This window comes from Trichococcus ilyis (assembly GCF_900109135.1).
Taxonomy (GTDB): domain Bacteria; phylum Bacillota; class Bacilli; order Lactobacillales; family Aerococcaceae; genus Trichococcus; species Trichococcus ilyis.
In genome coordinates, this window is the sequence record NZ_FNYT01000016.1 from 1 (window position 1) to 16,895 (window position 16,895).

The window sequence follows — 16,895 nt, forward strand, 5'->3', positions numbered from 1 at the left end:
GAACCGTGGGGGCCACGGGGTTAGCCTAACGAGAATCTGACCGATAGGTCGGAGTTTTTAGGAATCTCCCACCTCTAAGCATAAGCATAGGTGGGAGTAGTTCAATTAAATTTAACGGCGGTTCCATATGCGATCACTTCAGCTGCGCCTTGCATGATTGCAGAGGAAGCATACCGAATGTTTACAACCGCATCCGCCCCTAAAGCAGTCGCTTCGTCCACCATCCGCTTTGTTGCTATAGCCCTGGCTTCATTCATCATTTCGTTATAGGCTTTGAGCTCCCCACCGATCAGCGTTTTAAGCCCTTGTGAAATATCGCGCCCTAAGTTTTTGGACTGAATCGTACTCCCCTTGACTAGCCCTAACATTTCCAATTCTTTTCCGGTTATGTAATCAGTATTGACTAAGATCATCGTCATCATCCTCCTTGATTTCCTTCATTCTTTCGATTAACAGGTACACCATCAGCACGATTAATCCGATTGGGATAACAATCAACAGTATTCTCACAAGTATAGGGAGCTCACCAGAGTCAGCGAGTCCCAGCCAGAGGTAGAAGATAAAATAGGAAATGACCAAAAATGTAATCACTATTGGTGCTATCATTTTTTTCGTTTGTTTTTTCAATAGCATTACCCACTTTCTGCATCTTCAAAAAATTATTACATTCTCTGTACAGTATACCTTATCCAAAGCGAGCATATCCAACATATACCGCTTCCGTCAAAGAGTATCGTCGGCAGCTCCTGTAATGCTGCATGCAACATTCTGATTTCGATACTTGTCAAAGCAATCGAAATCTGCACTGTTCTCCTCCGGCGAACGGAGGCTTCGCCGGAGTTCAGCCAACATTCTTGCTCGCGTTCTCCGATGGCGCCGGCTTCGCAGGAGTTGAGGCTACCTATTACCGACGAACTCCGGTGTGCGGCCTTTCGCCGGAGTTGCGGACGGATTCCGGGACCGCGATTTTTACGTTTTTATCGCGCTCCACGCAAAGAAGCGGCCGCCCATTGCCGGGACGGCCGCTTCTTTGCGGTTGTTTCTGATTTTATTGGTGCTGTCGCCCTTTTGCCTGGATGTCGGTCGGCCGAAATTGTCGAATGCTGAGAGGACATTCGATTGTTTGACGGCTGCAGGAGGCGAAATTGTCGAATGTTGGGAAATATTCGACAATTTGCCCCACCGGATCCGATCGTTCGCTGCGCTTCTACCCGCGCGGCAGCTCGACTTTCATCTTGGTGCCGCGGCCGAGGGTGCTTTCGACGGTGATGGAGCCTTTCAGCAGGTTGACGACGCGCAGGACCAAGGCCATACCGAGGCCGTTGCCTTCGGAGGCGCGGGATGGATCGCCTTGATAGAATTTGTCGAAGAGGTTGGACAGTGTTCTTTGGGACATGCCGCAGCCGGTGTCGCTGATCTGCACATAGACTTTCTTGGCGTCGGACGTTTGGGTGATCGTGATTTTTCCGTTCGGGTCGGTGAATTTGATCGCGTTCGACAGGATGTTGTTCCAGACGATATCGAGCATGCCGCTGTTGGAGGCGATGAAGACATTTTCTTCGAGATCGATGTCCAGTTTGAGGTTCTTCTCTTCGATCAGGAGCTCGTGCTTCAGGATGGCTTCTGCCAGTTGTCTCGAGAAATCCAGTTTTTCGATGTCCAGGATGATTTCCTGGTTCTCGAGTTTGTTCAGCTGGAGGACGTTTGTGATGAGGGAATCCAGCTTTTTGGAGGCTTCGACGATCGTATCGATGTAGTCCTGGGCATACACGGGCGACAGGTCGGCTTTCTGGAGGGCAGTTGCATAGCTTTGGATCACCGAAAGCGGGGTTTTCATCTCATGCGACACGTTGCCGACGATGTCGTTCTTCAGCGTCTGGATGCTGCCGAGTTCCTCCACCATTTTGTTGAAATCCTCGAACATGACATCGATGTAGTCGTACTTTTCCGGCTTGTGGTAAGGCTCGATGCAGACGCTGAAATCCCCTTCCGCGACGGTCTTGGCGGCCTGGCTCATGGCCTTCATCGGCTTGTCGAAGTAATATTTTTTTTGGTAAAAGATGATGCTGATGATGACCAGCGTGACGATGGCCCAAAAGCCCACCATCGACAGCACATAGAAAAGCGGCATGTGGTCGATGCCGACGTAGGAATTGTAGATGAAGGCCTGTGCGACCGCTAAAGCCATCAGCACCCAAAAAATGATCAGAAATCCGTACCAATAGCTGAGTTTCCGTTTCACCCGCGGATCGATGCGGCTGTCTTCCTTTTGCTTTCTCATTCTGTTTCCCCTTCCGTTCGTGTGAATAAAAAGAAACCCTCCGCTGGACTGATGGGAAGTCCGGGGCAAAGGGTTCTGAAGTTGCTACTGCTTTTAGTTTTTGCGTTTCTTGACGAATGCGCCTACGCCGACTGCTGCGGCTGCCACTAATACAAGCAATACTTTCGGATCCATGCGATCACATCCTTTCGTTGTCTTCAGCATTTTTTACTTTCTTCAATTATACGTAAAGCTGTCTTTGATGATTCGCAAACCAAGGAGGCACGCCAATGCTCCATAGAAGACCCCTGAAAGGGCGCTGGCGAATGCGATGTTGCTTTCGTTTGCGGCAGACATGAGGGCCGTTTGCGTGAGCGAAAAGCAGAGCAGCGTCGATGACAAGCTGATGGCACGCAAGGCCTTCGCCTCCAGTGAAGGGCTGTTGCGCAAGCGGACGGCGCCGCGCACATGGATCCCGAACAGGATGAACGTATACAGCGCAATCAGCACGGCAATGTGCAACGGGTACGTCCCCGTCGTTCCGCCAAAGAAAAGGCGCACGGAATAGAGGATATAGCAGCCGCTGGCAACTGCGATGATCGTTCCGATCAGCCGATAGCTTTTGCTTTGGGCTGCCGGTTCCTGATTGTGCATCCTGATGGCGATCAAGCGGGCAAGCCCCATCCCAGCGCTGTACAGAACATTCGCCAGCATGAAGACCGATACATAAATCAGGCTCCAGACCGCCTTCGCGACGACAAGCAGGACATCTTTTGCAAGGCTCAAATGCGCGTACACGAATTGCCGATTCTTTTCTGGCGGGTGACCTTTTGAAACCTGATTTGCGCTCATTTGAGAACGGCCTTGTAGCCGATGCCGTGGACGGTGGCGATCTCGAAATCGTCCTGCTGCGAAAATTTTTCCCGCAACTTCATGATGTAGACGTCCACTGCCTGCAGGCTTGTCTTGCTTTCCAGTCCCCAAAACTCGTCCATCAGCTGGGCGCGGGAAAAGGTCTTTTGGGGATAGGACAGCAATTTGAAGAGGATGGCGAACTCGCGGCCGGTCAGCGGGATTTTTTCTTCGTCCACCGTCGCTGTCTGGGTATCGGCATCCAGCACAAGTCCTCCGACCACGACTTTCCGTTCACCGAGGATATTCGCCCGCCGCAGCAAGGCCTCCACGCGCAGGATCAGTTCGTTCAGGTCGACCGGCTTCACCATATAGTCATCGATGCCGATCCGGAAACCTTTTTGCTTCGAGATGATGTCATCGCGGGCCGACACGAACAGGATCGGGATTGTTTTGTTCAAGGACCGGACCGTTTTGGCGAACTCGAAGCCATCCACAAAGGGCATCATGATATCGGAAATCACCAGATCGTAGTGTTCCCCGTAAAGCAGGACGTAGGCTTCGTTCGGGTTCAGACACCCCTTCACCGTGAAGCCGTAATCGGTAAGGTAGCTGCAGACGATCTGGTTCAGCTTCAGGTCGTCTTCCACCACTAGTAGTTTCGTCATCGTTTCCCTCCCTTCGATGGACTAACTATATAATGTCCACGTAACGGCAACGTAAACAAAAAGGGGTACTGTCGTTTTTGTTGGAAAAAAGAATAGGGGGGCCGGACCTCCGGCAAAAGACCGGTTGGCCGGAGCAGGTGCTGCTGCCGGGAAGACCAACGCCTGTGAATACCGGCTCACCGGAGAAGCGGAAATGCTCGGACGCCTGAACTCCGGGGAGACTGGCTTCCCCGGAGTTCAGGGCCCACCAGGATGCCGGGGCACTCGGATGCATGCGAAAAAAAACGGCTGTCCCCCAAACGGGACGGCCGCTTCCTGCGTTTTTCTCCTATTTTTATTCCGAAACAACCACGCGCACGCGGGCCAAGTTCTTGATCCGTGCCAACGTGTTGGTCCGCTCACCCTCTCTTCCGGATTCCACCAACAGCACCGGGAAGTAGGTTCCGCTTTCCGGATAAGCATGCGCGATTTCCACCCTTGCCCGGGTTTTGGCATCGTTCAGGAACGTCAATTCCGCCAAGGTGCTGAATGCACCGGACCGATCCAGATCGAAGGCGGCGGAAAGAAGCTCTCCTGTTCCCTCAGGCAATTCGATTTCCCCAACCAAGCGGACCGGTTGATCGACTTTGACCTCGGCGCGCTGTCCGCCGTCCGCTGCCAAATGGACGCTCGGCTGAAGGCCTTTGCGGTCGTTGCCCCGCTCCGGAAACACGACTTGCCCTTTCTCGATCGTGTAGCGGAAACTTTCGGCAGGTGCAGTGCCTCTTTCCACCCAATCGCTCAAATCCAGCAACGCTTGGTTGACCACTTCCATATAAGGAACGACGTGCAGGTTATCGTACTCGTTTTCGGCATCGCCATGCATCGCGTTTTCCACGTACCACAGGCGGTTGCTGTCCTCAGCCTGCTTGCTTTCGATTTTTTTCCTGTTCCAGTCCTGCTGCCACGGGAACGCACTCTCATCCATCAGGCATCCCACCATGATCGTTTTACAGGAAAAATGCCCCGGGTCAGCGACACCGCCGCTGCCTCTCATCAATCCATCCGTTACGGAGAAAGGCAGGTTGCGCTGCGGATAGATCGGCTGGCCCTCCTGATCCCGGAATAGTTCATTCCAGGGCGTATGGCCGTCCTCAAAAGGCGGCAAATTATGCCGGTGATACGTCTGACTGGCCAAGTAATCGGCGTTTTCCAGAACAATATCATCCCCGATCGACAGTTTAGCCAAGGTTTCCAACAGGGCCGGCTGGTCCATGCTGGCCCCTACCGAAAGGATGCCGTTCTTGAAGGAGCCGATCGGAATGATTGCCCCTTCAGCGGCTCCGGAATGGACTTTGAGGATGGCTCCCGCGCCGATATAAGCGGGTGCTTCCGGATAAGCTTCCAACTGAAGATGATCATTATGCCCCAAATCTTGCAGCAAGGATTTCCAGGCATCATCGATTCCCGAGAAGGAATCCGTTTTTGCCGATTGACCGACAGACGGAAAATGAACGGCCTTTATTTTTGTCGGGAATTGGGCTCTCGCCTTATACGCCGACCCCTCCTTGTCGTAACCCAAATAGCCGGGCTTGTTCCAGAAATCGGCATAATAGGAAGGATCCATCATCCCGATGGCCGGCGACAACACAGGCAGGGCACCGGCTCCGATCAGATCCATCGCGAAAATCGTTTTGGGCGGAAAGCCCATCTGGATCAGTTCGTTCAATGCGGCTTTCTCCTCTTCGGTCAGGCCCTCTTCCATAGCATGCGTGCTGCCTGGCTCGATGGCATCAATGATGGACGGCAATTTGCTTTCCAATACCCGCTTCGCATGCACCCGCACCGTGAAATTGTTCGGCATCGCGGCATTCGATCCGGAAACAATCGGAACGGCACCGTCCCAGACACCCTCTGTGTTCGTAATGCAGCCAAGTGTCTTGTAGGACCCGCCACTGCCCCCGTAAACATAGCCGTAAGTGCGCTGTTTGCCGTACAAACGTTCCGCCACGATGCGCGAATACTCGGCAACTTGGGCACTGGACTGCCAGATCAGACTCGGGTCAGGAGAGAACCCGCCCATATTGGACTCGACAAAATAGGCCCCCGCCGAAATCGCAAAGATGATTTCATCACCTTTTTCGGAGTATTGGGCAGCATTTTCATTCCCTTGAACTGGTGCCAACCGCTGAAAAAAGCGATGTTTGTACGTTTCCTTATCCGGAAAATAGAGGGCAAACTTTACGGTCGTCCCATGGAAGCCGCCGTGGATGTATTTGTGGCGGATCGGTGCCTCACGCCACTCCTCCTTGTCTATGTAGGGATTGCTGTAATTGCGGTCATTTTTTGGAAGATATTTTTCTGATTTCATCATGGTTATTCCCTGCTTTCCTGCTGTCAAATATGCAATGCTCACCCTCCATTTTAAAGCGTTTTCTTTTTTTAGGGAGCCATATTTTCGCTTTTACGGATACATTTTCGACAACAATATCGGAAGCAGGCCGGAACCGATGTGTGATTTTTGCTTACTCCTTGTTTAAAAGGCGGAACATGCATATGCTCCGCCTGGAGTTTGGATGATAATCCGCTGTTTAAGGTTTTGCCGCGGCCAAATCACTGGTCGCGATCTTCCCTTCGGCCTGCAGCCAGAGGATTTCGTCGCGCATCGTGTCGCGGAAAGGCCGGACTTTGTAGCCGAGTTCACGCTTCGCTTTTTCGGAGGAAAAATTGTTGTTGCGCAGCATGTTGTACACGGCGAAGGAAGTCAGGCGCGGCTGGCTCTTGGTCAGACGGCCGACGATATCGGAAGTTTTGCCCAGTATTCTGGCCAGAGGCGCCGGCAAGATTGTCTTGACGTTCTTGGCGCCGCTCAATTCGGAAAGCAGGTCGAACATCTCCCGCATCGAGACGAGTTCGTTGCTCATGATGTAGGTTTCGCCTTTGCCCCCTTTGCGTGCGCAGGCGATGCAGCCGGCTGCCAGATCGCGGACATCCACGGCGTTGAAGGAGCCTTCGATGCCGGCCTTCATTTCGCCCGCCGCGTAGTCAATCACGAAAGTGCTGACGGGACCGTAGGCAAAGTCGTTCGGCCCGCAGATGCCGGACGGGAAGACGATCGAAGCGTCCAGGCCCTGTTCCACCGCATCCATGACCAGCTGGCTGGCTTCGGCTTTGGTTTGGCCGTAGAAACCGATGATGCCCTGCGGCGAAAAGCTGTTTACTTCCTTGATCTGCTGGCCGTTCGGCAATTCAGGGATGGCGCTGGTCGAACTGATGTAGACAAACTTTTTGACTTTCTTCGCGAACGCCTGCTTCAGCATATTCCTCGTCCCATTGACATTGACTTCGTGCACGTTCGGATTGTAGTCGCCGCTGACGGTGACGATGCTGGCGCTGTGGATGACGTAGATATCCCGATCGCCCACATCAAAGAAGCGGTCCAGATCGGCTTCGACCGTGATGTCGCCGAGGACGACAGTCACTTCCGAAGGCACATGCCCCAAGGCGGGATCCCCCTCCAAGACCAATGCACGGACGTCCTCCCCTTGTTCGATCAGTTGTCTGGAGATGTTGCTCCCCAAAAGGCCTGCAGCACCGGTCAATAAAAACAGTTTCTTCTTCATTTTCTTTTCCACCTTTTCCTATTTTCTTGTTTGCTTATTTTCTTGTGAAGGGTCCGACTCCGGAGGCGATGCAGCCGCCGTCGCAGACGATGTCGGTGCCGGTCAGGTAGCCCATCCGCTCGTCCAGGCAGGCCGCGAACAGTTGCGCGATCTCTTCCACTTTGCCGGGCCGTTTGATGGCATTGTATTGGATGTACGTCTGTGCTTCCTCCGCCTCCAGTTGGCCCATCGGCGTTTCGAAGTTCCCTGGCGTCACCGAAAGGACCCGAATGCCCCTTTCCCCGAAGCGGGAGGCATCCTGTTTGGCCAGCCAGATGACGAAATGCTTGGATATGCCGTACGCCACGCCGCTCCTGACCTTTTTCGGGAATAGCTGCAGCCAGCGCATCATTTTTTTCGTGAACAAGGCTTCGTTTTCCAGCGCCAGCCTGTAGAAACGCGTCGGCATAACGATCCGCGGCGTCAGATAGGCCGACATCGAGGAGACGTCGATGAGACATCCGCCCTCTTCAAGGACATCCCTGAAGGCATTGTGGATATGCAGCGTCCCCAGCGCATTGGCGGCCATGATCGTTTCGGCCTCGCCCATATGCGGCGACATGCCGGCCGCATGCAGGACACCCTGCACCTTACCGAGACCGGTGGCGAAATCCGCCAGCGCCTCGACCGACTGCCGATCCGAAATGTCGCAGGCGAAGGTGGCGACATTGCTGTCATAGAATTCCAGCTCTTTTTTCGCTTGCAGCAATTTTTTCTCATTTCTTCCGACAAGAACCACATTTCCGTAGTCCCCGAGTATTTTCGCGGTCGCCAAGCCCATTCCGCTGCCGCCGCCCGTGATGACATATACTTTTTCCATGTGAGCATCTCCTTTTGATGGCTTCAGTTTATAATTTCCATGTAACAGCAACGTAAACTCTTCTATTTTTTTCGGGATTTGTTACACTGGATTTACCTGGCGCGCATATAATGAACGAAACAAGAGCGAACAAGGAGGAACGGATATGGCAACGATTTTGGTGGCGGAGGATGAAAAAAATCTCCAATTGTTGATACGGGCGCAACTGAAACCTTACTATACGGTGCTGACGGCGGACAATGGCGAAGAGGCGCTGGCGATCATCGAGTCGCAGCACATCGATCTGCTGATCGCCGACATCATGATGCCGAAGATGGACGGCATCGAACTGCTGCGGGAACTGCGCCGGGACGGCTTTGGGTTTCCGGTGTTGTTGCTGACGGCGAAACAGACGATCACGGACAAAAGGGAAGGCTTCAAGACCGGGGCGGATGATTATTTGACGAAGCCGGTCATCTACGAGGAACTGCTTTTGCGCATTGAGGCCCTTCTGCGGCGGGCGCACATATCGGCGGAACAGAAGATCCGGATCGGCGATGTGACGGTCGATTCCGCAACCTATACGCTTTCGGACAGTGAGACCGTTGTTTCGCTGCCGAAGAAGGAGTTCGAGCTGCTGTTCAAATTGCTCTCCTATCCCGGACAGATTTTCACCCGCAATCAGTTGCTGGATGAAATTTGGGGCTATGATTCGGAGAGCAGCGAGGATACGATCAAAACGCACATGAATCGCCTGCGCAACAAATGCAAACCGTTCGAGGTGTTCCAGCTGCTCACAGTGAAGGGTTTGGGGTACAAGGCGGTCATCACGGAGGAGGCGGGCAATCATGGCACGCAGGCATAATAAGCACAAGGATCCGCTGGCGCACTGGCTGATCATGCAGGCGCTCATCATCGTGGTGGCTTCGGTGATGGTTTCCTTACTGGTTGTGGTTTTCTACAACCTGATCACTTCCCCGGCGGAACCGATTGATTCGATCATCGGGATCGGCATGTTTTTCCCGATGGCGGTTGTGACGGGTGTCCTTTTTTACTTCTTTTCCAAAAGGATGAACGAGAACACCAGCAAGTTGATGAATGCCATCAAAGAAGTTTCGTCGGGAAATTACCGCTACCGATTGGAAGCAACCAAGGGACCTTTCCAATCGATTTTCAAGGATTTCAACAAGATGACGGAGGAACTTGCCGGCGTCGAAATGCTGCGGAACGAATTCGTCAACAAATTTTCGCATGAGTTCAAAACACCGATCGCCTCAATCAACGGTTTCGCCGACCTGATCCTGAGGGGCGACAGCAGCCCGGAAGAGGAGCGCCAGTATCTCGAAATCATCCTGGCGGAATCGAAGCGGCTCGCCGCCTTATCCACCGATTCCCTGCTGCTGTCCTCGCTGGAATCGCAACAGATTCTGCCAGACAGGAAGCGTTACTCTCTGGATGAGCAGCTGAAGCAGGTCGCCATCCTGCTGTCCCCGCAGTGGACAGCGAAGAATCTGCAGGTGGAGCTGGAGCTGCCGGACCTGACTTATTTCGGAAATGCGGAACTGATGCAGCACGTCTGGATCAACCTGCTGAACAATGCCATCACCTACACACCCAACGGCGGCACGATCACCATTTCCGGCAAAAAGGAAAACGGCCGAATTGCGGTGACGTTCCAGGATTCCGGCATCGGGATGCGCTCCGAAGAGATCGCCAACATCTTCAACAAATACTACCAGAGCAACCCGAACGACAACGGCCGGGGCTTGGGGCTCGGTCTGGCGATCGTCAGCCGCATCGTCTCCCTGGCGAAGGGCCAGATAACCGTCGAAAGCGAGCAGGATAGCGGGAGCACGTTTACGGTTTATTTGCCTGATTTTCCCGAAGCCTGAGGAAAAATAAACTTTGCCGGCACCTGATATTCCGGCTGCAAAAAAACTGCTGCCGAGGGACAGGATAAGATCCCCTCGGCAGCAGTATTCTGTTCAATTCATTATTTTTCTTCCAAGCCAATGACGATTTTGTCCAGTTTGCTGAAGTATCGTGAGGCAAAGAACGTGATCGCCAGCAACACCATCGGAATGAAACTGTACAATAAGCGGATCATAAGCAGCGCGCTATCCGGCTGTACGGCAGCTGCCCCATCATAACCTGATGTGCTCAAAAGTATCCCGAGCAGAGCAGATCCCAGACCCATACCGATATTTCCGAACAACATACCCAATGAATTCGCTGTCGCTTCCATCCGCGGCAACTTTACGGACTCGTTATAGGAAGCCAAATTCATTACCATAACAGCTTGCAAGTAACTGACCGGCAGTAAGGAAAAACCTGTGAAAAGGAAAGCGATGGCCAGCATGATCATATTGTCTCCAGCAAAGAAGTTCAGGAAATACCCCACCATTCCGACAATGGTTCCCAAAGCCACCACACCGGAAACGGAGATCTTGTTCATCAGTTTCGGGAACGAGAACATAACCAGAAGCATAAGGATATTTATTGCCTGCAAAGTGCCGAGCTTTCCGATATCCCCTACGATTTCGGTAAAGTAGAAAGCACCCACGTTCAACGTTGTGATCATTTGGATCGGAGCAAGAATAAAACCGTATACCCAAGCAAATTTGTTCTTCTTCAGCATCTCGACGATTGTTTTGATTTCGAGCGGCTTTTCATTTCCGGACTCCAGACCTTCCAGGTTTTCCTTCACAAAGAAGAAGCGCATCAGGCCGATGATGACCAACGGGATGGCATACAGTGCCACCAGATTTCGCCAGCCTGCGGGACTCGTGGCCATGCTGGCCATCAATTTCGGGAACGTGATTGTAACGACCATGGCCCCGAGCGTCGAGATGATGCCGCCGTAGGAAGAGACTTTCCCCACCATCTGCCGTGTGCCGAACGCGCGGATGATGTAAGGCGTTTGATTTGAGTTCAACAGAGAAGTAAAGACCGTGTGCACCAATGTGTACGAGGTGAAGATCCAGATGGATTTTGCAACCATCCCCAGGCTTGCCGGTGCCGAAAACATGAACAGAGTGCCTAGCCAAACCCCAATAATAGCTAATTCATACGGTCTCGCTTTCCCGAAACGGGTGATCGGACTTTTATCGACCAGATAGCCCAGGAACAAATCCACTACGACATCCACCAGTTTGCTCGCAAACAGCAAGCTCCCTACCAAACCTGCATTCATGCCCAATGTGTTTGTCGCGAAGAACGTCAAATATCCTACGACTGTGAAACTCGCGGCCAACGAAATATCCCGGCTTTTCCAGGCCAGAAATTTTCCTACCGGCAAACGCTCTTTTTTCGGCTTTGTTGCCTCCGCCATTTCCTCTACCAATTCAACTTTTTCAGCCATTTTTTGCATCTCCTTTTATGTTTGCGTTTTCAATTTTTGTTACATACACACCGGCATTGCTCTTGTTCGCAACACCAGTATGCACGGATCTGTTATTAATAGTCCTCTATGCGCCATTCCTCGTGCCAACGGATGATCGGGCGATCGCCTTCCCATTCGATAGGCAACCAAACGTAGTTGGCTTTCGATGTGTCCACATTCCCCAAGATCGGCGAACCCATCAGTTGTTTCTTCTCTTCATCGGTCGTCGTGTAGCGCTCGTCGAATCGTGCTGCGATTACTCTTGACAGGATATCGTACCTTTCCGCCGTCATCACGTAATCGGGTACCCAACGGTCGGCCAAGGCAATGTACAGATCTTTCTCTGGGTGCTTGAAGATGCCGGAAATCTGGCTGTTGTAGGAGGAACGGCTTTCATCTTCCGGATGCAGGTTCCCCATCACCTTGTATGGTCCCAAATGATGCGCGGCAATCGCCGCCTCGGACGGGTTCGGCACATAGTTCGTCAACCCGCTCGTCAACAGGTAATGGCGGCCGTTGCGTTTCACATAAGCCGGTGCCTCCCTGATGAATGGCGGGATCATCCCGTCGAAGTTTGTCACATAATCCGCCTTGACATCCAAGTAGTCCGCGGTCAGTTCCGTGGAAGTCATATTCTTGTGGTCCGACTCGAAATGGAGATGGGCCTGCTTCGTCTCTTCATCCACAGCCAAGTCGAAGTCCCCGACTTTTTTGCCGAACGGACGGTAGTTTTCTTTGATGACTTCGTACGGACCCAAGAGGCGATCCGCCGTCAGGATCACGAAACAGGCCGCGTCTCCGCTGATTTTGATCCAGCAGACGTATTTTCCGGTCTCTTCATTATAAAGGATATGCGGGCGGTCCACACGCTGATTCGGATGCAAGTTGGATTGTTCATCCTCGAGGTTCGGTGGGATGATCAGTCCTTCATCCTGCCAGTTATACAGGTCCTGCGAAGAATAGGCGCGGATGCCGTAAGTCCAGATGCTGTTCTTGCCGTCCGTCTTCTCCTTGTTTTCTCCGTACCAATAGAAGGTGCCGCCTTCGAAGAAAAGCTTGCCTCCATGCGCTTCGATGCGTTTTCCGTTTGTGTCCAGCCATTCTTGGCCGGGTCTGATTGCTGTATACATAAGTCCCTCCTGTTATTTTACTGCCAGCGGTTCGAATGTCAGGGCAGTGTTTTTTGCGATTAATCCCAATATTCTTGCTGCGCTGCGTTTCAGGTCTTCAAGGTCCACTTGTCGAGCGGCTACCCCCGCGATCAGGTCCTGCACTTGCTGCGGCGTCCCGGGCGTCACCAGGTCGCATTGGGCAAAGTGGGCTTTGAGGATATCCCCTTTTTCTTCGTGGATGGACTCCCAATCGCTCATGACCAGTCCTTCATAACCCCATTCGTTCCGCAGCACTTTCACAAGCAGATCGTGGTTGTTGGTGCTGTAGACCCCGTTGACTTTATTGTATCTCTCCTTCATCCTGGCTTTTCGGCTAGGATATTTTTTCGATTTTGTTCAGTTCCTGGTTGACTTGAACGATCATTTCTTTCGGAACGGCCTCCCCGGCTTGCTTAAGCAATTCTTCGAGCGTCATCCCGTTCATCATACGCTCCATCGCTTCGTTGCGGTCCAGGCCTTGCGCCACATCGCCACGCTTTGAAGAAGCATGCGCGATGATGCTGTTGACCAGTGCCGCTCCGCTCTGCGTTTTGCGGATGGTCCCCAAAGTTTCCTTGATGGACAATTTGCCTTCGGGAAAGGCCATGCCCGGCTCATCGAACCAGTTATGGATACCCGTGCTCGGCAGCGTATAATCCGGATTGGCTTGCGCTGATTTGCGGATTGCGATCGCATCCACCAAATCTCCCGATCTGGCTTCCAACCGGTGTTCTCCGGCAAGCGGCACTTCGAAAGTGAACACATGCTGGCCCGTCTTTTCCGCGATCAGCTCCCCATTGCTGTACAGAGCGACTTTTGTTTGGTTGGAATAGACTTTGACTTCGGACAGCGCTTCTGTGCGGTCGATGTAGCGCCGGCCGGTGATGTGCACGAACGGTTCAGCCGACAGGTAGGCTTTGTAGAGATAGAAGGCGTCCTTTTTCGTCTGGCGGTCAAACGTGACCAAGCCTTTCTGGTTCAGCCCCTTTTCCCCGCCTTCCTCGCGGCCGTCCGCCGCAAAATCGAACATGTTCCAGGCATGCGTCGCCCAGATGTATGGCCGCTCCTCGATCGTCTTCAGCAGATACTCATGGTACACGCATTGGAATTGCTCTGTGTAATCGCCGCGTTCCGGTGTCGGCGTCTGCCATTTGATCGAAGCGTCCGCTCCGTATTCGGCGAGTCCGATTGCTTTTTCCGGATGCTGCTTATGGAAATCATCGAACCATTTTTCGTTGTCTTCGAGGCTGCCGAAGTACCAGCCGAAGTAAAGATTGTAGGACTGGATATCCGGAATCTCCAGAATTGGATCCTCGATCTCCAGCATGATGACGTGCGCCATCGTGGTCGGACGTGTGGCATCCAGCGTATGCGCCAAGTCATTCAATGCCTGATGATTGTCGACCAGATCCTCCGACTTGCCGGAAACGGTGATTTCATTCGACAACCCCCAAGTGATGATGGAAGGATGGTTGTAGTTCTGGACGATCAGTTCGCTCAGCTGGCTGAGCGTATTCGCCCGCCCCTTCGGTAAGTGCTCGGAGATGTAGGGGATTTCCGCCCACACGATCATCCCGTGCTGGTCACAGAGGTCATAGAAATACTGATCGTGCTGGTAATGGGCCAGGCGGATTGTGTTCGCGCCCATTTCGGCGATGAGCGCCATATCAGTCTCCTGCATCTCTTTCGTGATGGCGTTGCCGACCCCCTGCCAATCCTGATGCCGGGCGACACCGCGGAGCGGATAACTGTTGCCGTTCAAGTAAAAGCCTTTCTCCGGATCGAAATGAAAACTTCTGCATCCGAATGCCGTCGCCACCTGATCGATTTCCTCCCCGTCCTTCAGCAACGTAGCGGTCAGGTGGTACAGATGCGGATCTTTGACGCCGTCCCAAAGGCGCACAGCCTCGATGAACAGCGCCGCTTCCGCTTTGCCATGCTTCACTTCGACGACTTCCTCGGCCACTCCCGCAATCGCGAATCTGACGCTGTCGGCATTGCCGGTCACATCAGCCTCTACCCGCACCGTCGCTTGGTCCAAAGCCTCGTTCAGGTTCGGCGTGACCATGATGCCCGGCCCGCCATGGCTGTCCAGATCGAAATGGCTTTTCGGCACCGCAATCAGGTACACGTCCCTGTAGATGCCTCCATAAAAGGTGAAGTCCGCTTTCTGTGGGTAGACGTAATCGTTTTTCCGATTGTCGACTTCCACGATCAACTCGTTCTCGTCCTCCAAAAGCTCCGTGATGTTCACGCGGAAAGTGGAATAGCCGCCGTGGTGGACTGCAGCCGACTTCCCATTGACGATGACCCTCGCCGAGGAATTGACTCCCCGGAATTCCAGGTAGATGTCTTCAGCTTGGGGATCCAAAACACCCCGATCGAATGTTTTCCTGTACCGGCAGACTCCGCGGTAATAATCGTTCCCACCATCCTGCCCATCTAGGTGATTCCATGTATGCGGCAATTCGACCGCAGTTGTCTCATTCTCCTTCGTGAAGAACCAATTTTGATTGAATAATTTTATCTGTCGCATCTATCTTCCTCCTACTCTTTGACTGAATTATAAAACGCTTCCAGAGATCAGCGTAGCCATATATTCGCTTTAAAGAACATTTATTGGCTGACTTAACAAAAATCGCATAAAAATCAGAACGCTTTCAATGTACAAACATTCGGCTTTATGTATATAATTTAGACAAACATCACCAAAGGAGGAGCGTTTATGGATACACTTGAGCAAAAAATCAATTTTTTCGCAGAACTGATTTCCTGCAACTATGCCATCGAACTCACTACTTATGATCAGGATATGAACTTCATCCAATCGAACGGCGAAAACAGCCATGTATTTGATAAAATGTTGGAATACAGCGATGCCAAGCAGTCCATTTTGGAATACAGCGCCGCTTCCGGCCAGCACTATCCGGTCGTGCTGAGTGATTCATTCGACCTGATCTGGATCGCTTGCTTCGAGAAGAAGGACGGTGCGGTCAAAAGGATCCACCTGCTCGGGCCAGCCTACATCAGTGAATATGCCATCAACAGCCTCCAATCCAAGCTGGATTACCACAATATTTCCCTGAGCCTGCGCAAGATGATCCTGAACAAAATCACCCAAGTGCCGATCATCATCCGCGGTCTGTATTTCCAGTACGCTATTATGCTGCATTATTGCCTGACAGAAGCGAAAATATCAGCCGCAGATCTGCAGTACGTCAGTCCTGATGAGAAAGAGAGCATCAATCCTGACTTTGATGAAGCGGATGCCTTCGATCCCGACAAGAGCCACACCGGTGTTTGGGCTGCCGAGCAGCGGATGCTCTCCATGATCGAGGAAGGCAATCTGAACTATCATGAGGCACTGAGTTCCGTCGCCACCCTTAGCCGGGGCGTCAAGATCCGGACAACGACCCCACTGGCCCAAGCCAAAGCATCCGTCATCACCTTTACCGCCCTCTGCAGCCGTGCCGCAATCAAGGGCGGCCTGTTATCCGGAATGGCCTACACCATCGGCGACTATTACGTGCAAAGCATCGAGAACGCGAAGTCCGTTTCCGAGCTGGGCATCATCAGCCATGAGATGTATGAGGATTTTGTCTTGCGGGTGCACAACCTCAAACAAGCCGCCCTGCATTCCGCCACAGTCCAAAACATCCATGATTATGTTCAAATGCATATCGAGGACCGATTTTCGTTGGGAGACATTGCCCAGCAGTTGGGCTATACCGAATATTACTTGAGCAAAAAATACAAAAAAGAGACCGGCAGCACGCTCAATGACTACATCCAGCAAAAAAAGATCGACCACGCCAAATTGCTTCTGCGCACCACCAAATACTCCGTGCAGGAAATCGGCGATCGCCTGCATTTCAGCTCGCGCAGTCATTTTTCGGCCGTTTTCCAGAAATGGACCAATCAAACGCCCAAGGAATACCGGGTGGAAAACTACCGGAATTGAAGCCATCCAGCCATAAGAGGATTGGATAAAAAAACGCTGCAGATTGTGGGCGGGGGTTTCTTCTACGGCGAACGGAGGCTTCGCCGAAGTTCAGCCAACACTCTTGCTTGCGTTCTCCGATGGCGCCGGCTTCGCAGGAGTTGAGGCTAACTATTACCGACGAACTCCGGTGTGCGGCCTT

The 16,895-nt window shown here is 52.5% G+C and carries 15 protein-coding genes; 3 read left to right on the forward strand and 12 right to left on the reverse strand.

Features of this window, described 5'->3' with window-relative positions; all coding sequences use genetic code 11:
- Window positions 1-101: 101 nt before the first annotated feature.
- The 8 genes from BMX58_RS08645 to BMX58_RS08685 form a co-directional block, all read right to left on the reverse strand.
- Entirely contained in the window at window positions 102-413 is a 312-nt protein-coding gene (locus BMX58_RS08645) for a YbjQ family protein (RefSeq protein ID WP_068622800.1), read from the reverse strand.
- A gap of 556 nt (window positions 414-969) precedes the next feature.
- Complete coding sequence (locus BMX58_RS08655; protein WP_068622802.1) at window positions 970-1,173, reverse strand: hypothetical protein; 204 nt, start codon at window positions 1,171-1,173, stop codon at window positions 970-972.
- A gap of 34 nt (window positions 1,174-1,207) precedes the next feature.
- Window positions 1,208-2,281 carry a HAMP domain-containing sensor histidine kinase gene (locus BMX58_RS08660; protein ID WP_068622803.1) on the reverse strand — a complete coding sequence of 358 codons (1,074 nt, stop codon included), beginning with the start codon at window positions 2,279-2,281 and terminating at the stop codon, window positions 1,208-1,210.
- 216 nt (window positions 2,282-2,497) lie between these two features.
- Complete coding sequence (locus tag BMX58_RS08665; protein WP_068622804.1) at window positions 2,498-3,112, reverse strand: hypothetical protein; 615 nt, start codon at window positions 3,110-3,112, stop codon at window positions 2,498-2,500.
- Window positions 3,109-3,780 carry a response regulator transcription factor gene (locus BMX58_RS08670; RefSeq protein ID WP_068622805.1) on the reverse strand — a complete coding sequence of 224 codons (672 nt, stop codon included), beginning with the start codon at window positions 3,778-3,780 and terminating at the stop codon, window positions 3,109-3,111. Before BMX58_RS08670 ends, BMX58_RS08665 begins: the two co-directional genes overlap by 4 nt.
- A 334-nt stretch (window positions 3,781-4,114) precedes the next feature.
- The gene (locus tag BMX58_RS08675; protein WP_084253887.1) at window positions 4,115-6,133 is read right to left on the reverse strand and encodes a hypothetical protein; all 2,019 of its coding nucleotides are present in this window, start codon (window positions 6,131-6,133) and stop codon (window positions 4,115-4,117) included.
- A 217-nt stretch (window positions 6,134-6,350) separates the two neighbouring features.
- On the reverse strand, window positions 6,351-7,382 hold the full coding sequence (locus tag BMX58_RS08680) for an NAD-dependent epimerase/dehydratase family protein (RefSeq protein ID WP_068622806.1): 1,032 nt from the start codon (window positions 7,380-7,382) through the stop codon (window positions 6,351-6,353).
- Between the two features lie 34 nt (window positions 7,383-7,416).
- The gene (locus BMX58_RS08685; RefSeq protein ID WP_068622807.1) at window positions 7,417-8,241 is read right to left on the reverse strand and encodes an SDR family oxidoreductase; all 825 of its coding nucleotides are present in this window, start codon (window positions 8,239-8,241) and stop codon (window positions 7,417-7,419) included.
- Between the two features lie 145 nt (window positions 8,242-8,386).
- Between BMX58_RS08685 and BMX58_RS08690 the strand changes: the two genes are divergently transcribed.
- Both BMX58_RS08690 and BMX58_RS08695 read left to right on the forward strand, forming a co-directional pair.
- Window positions 8,387-9,085 carry a response regulator transcription factor gene (locus BMX58_RS08690; protein ID WP_068622808.1) on the forward strand — a complete coding sequence of 233 codons (699 nt, stop codon included), beginning with the start codon at window positions 8,387-8,389 and terminating at the stop codon, window positions 9,083-9,085.
- Complete coding sequence (locus BMX58_RS08695; RefSeq protein WP_068622809.1) at window positions 9,069-10,112, forward strand: sensor histidine kinase; 1,044 nt, start codon at window positions 9,069-9,071, stop codon at window positions 10,110-10,112. The genes BMX58_RS08690 and BMX58_RS08695 overlap by 17 nt, the downstream gene beginning before the upstream one ends.
- Window positions 10,113-10,213: 101 nt before the next feature.
- Here the strand turns inward: BMX58_RS08695 and BMX58_RS08700 are convergent, their stop codons facing one another.
- The 4 genes from BMX58_RS08700 to BMX58_RS08715 form a co-directional block, all read right to left on the reverse strand.
- Window positions 10,214-11,581, reverse strand: a complete 1,368-nt coding sequence (locus BMX58_RS08700) for an MFS transporter (RefSeq protein ID WP_068622810.1) — start codon at window positions 11,579-11,581, stop codon at window positions 10,214-10,216.
- Between the two features lie 95 nt (window positions 11,582-11,676).
- Complete coding sequence (locus BMX58_RS08705; protein ID WP_068622811.1) at window positions 11,677-12,732, reverse strand: family 43 glycosylhydrolase; 1,056 nt, start codon at window positions 12,730-12,732, stop codon at window positions 11,677-11,679.
- Between the two features lie 12 nt (window positions 12,733-12,744).
- Window positions 12,745-13,074 carry a glycoside hydrolase family 3 protein gene (locus BMX58_RS08710; RefSeq protein ID WP_068622812.1) on the reverse strand — a complete coding sequence of 110 codons (330 nt, stop codon included), beginning with the start codon at window positions 13,072-13,074 and terminating at the stop codon, window positions 12,745-12,747.
- A gap of 13 nt (window positions 13,075-13,087) precedes the next feature.
- Window positions 13,088-15,289 (reverse strand): glycoside hydrolase family 2 protein, encoded by a 2,202-nt coding sequence (locus BMX58_RS08715; RefSeq protein ID WP_068622813.1) that lies wholly within the window; start codon window positions 15,287-15,289, stop codon window positions 13,088-13,090.
- 189 nt (window positions 15,290-15,478) lie between these two features.
- Here BMX58_RS08715 and BMX58_RS08720 point away from each other — a divergent pair, with 189 nt between their 5' ends.
- A complete protein-coding gene (locus BMX58_RS08720) occupies window positions 15,479-16,714 on the forward strand; it encodes an AraC family transcriptional regulator (RefSeq protein WP_068622814.1) in 1,236 nt (411 codons plus the stop codon).
- Window positions 16,715-16,895: the final 181 nt, after the last annotated feature.